The following is a 1218-nucleotide window of genomic DNA, read 5'->3' on the forward strand; positions in this document are numbered from 1 at the left end:
GGACCTGTTCCGGGGGTTTGTCCCGGTGTCCGGGTTGGTGCCCGCATAGAAAGACGGCCACCGGCTGATCTTCGAAGTGTCTAAAGCCTCGAAGGAGATCAGCACGATGACCGCACCAGACAGTCTGCCCCTGCACGCCCTGACCGAGGACAACCTCGTCGCGGCGAGTCCCGATCTGCTGCGTCAGATGGTCAAGGCATTCGCCGACACAGTGATGTCCGCGGACGCCGATGCCCTCTGCGGCGCCGAGTACGGGCAGGTCAGCGACGAGCGCGTCAACCACCGCAACGGATACCGCCCGCGCGAGTGGGACACCCGCGCCGGAACCGTCGAACTCGCGATCCCCAAGCTGCGGCAGGGAAGCTACTTCCCGGCCTGGCTGCTGGAACGCCGCCGCCGGGCCGAACAGGCCCTCATCTCCGTGGTCGCCACCGCCTACCTCCTGGGTGTCAGCACCCGCCGGGTAGAGAAACTCGCGCAGTCCCTCGGTGTCACCCAACTGTCCAAGTCGCAGGTCAGCGCGATGGCCAAGCACCTGGACGAGCAGGTCACAGCGTTCCGAAACCGCCGGCTGGACGCCGGCCCGTATGCGTTCGTCCGGGTCGACGCCCTGACCCAGAAGGTCCGCGAGGGCGGCCGGATCGTCAATGTCCACGCTCTGGTCGCGGTCGGCGTCAACGCCGACGGGCACCGCGAGATCCTCGGCATCGACGTCGCCACGGCCGAGGACGGCGCCGGCTGGCTGGCGTTCCTGCGCTCGCTGACCGCCCGCGGCCTGCGCGGCGTCCAGCTGGTCGTGTCCGACGCTCACACCGGCCTGGTGGCTGCGATCGGAGCCGTCCTGCCCGGCGCGTCCTGGCAGAGGTGCCGCACCCACTACGCGAGGAATTTGCTGAGCCAGGTCCCCAAGTCCGCCCAGCCCTGGGTGGCAACCCTGCTGAGGACCGTGTTCGAGCAGCCCGACGCCGACGCCGTCCACGCCCAGATGCGACACGTCCTGGACGCCCTGGAGGCCAAGTTCCCCAAGGCCGCCGACCACCTCGACACAGCCCAAGGCGACCTGCTGGCCTTCACCGCCTTCCCCCGCGAGATCTGGCGCCAGATCTGGTCCAACAACCCCCAAGAACGGCTGAACAAGGAGATCCGCCGCCGCACCGACGTCGTCGGGATCTTCCCCGACCGCACCGCCCTGATCCGCCTGGTCGGCGCCGTCCTGGC

General features: G+C 69.0%; 1 protein-coding gene. It reads left to right on the forward strand.

What is annotated here, in order from left to right:
* Window positions 1-106 precede the first annotated feature (106 nt).
* The coding region (locus ACGFMP_RS37225; RefSeq protein WP_393678535.1) for an IS256 family transposase at window positions 107-1218 on the forward strand (1112 nt) is incomplete at its 3' end.

It is taken from the genome of Streptomyces sp. NPDC049040, assembly GCF_043197715.1.
Taxonomy (GTDB): Bacteria; Actinomycetota; Actinomycetes; order Streptomycetales; family Streptomycetaceae; genus Actinacidiphila.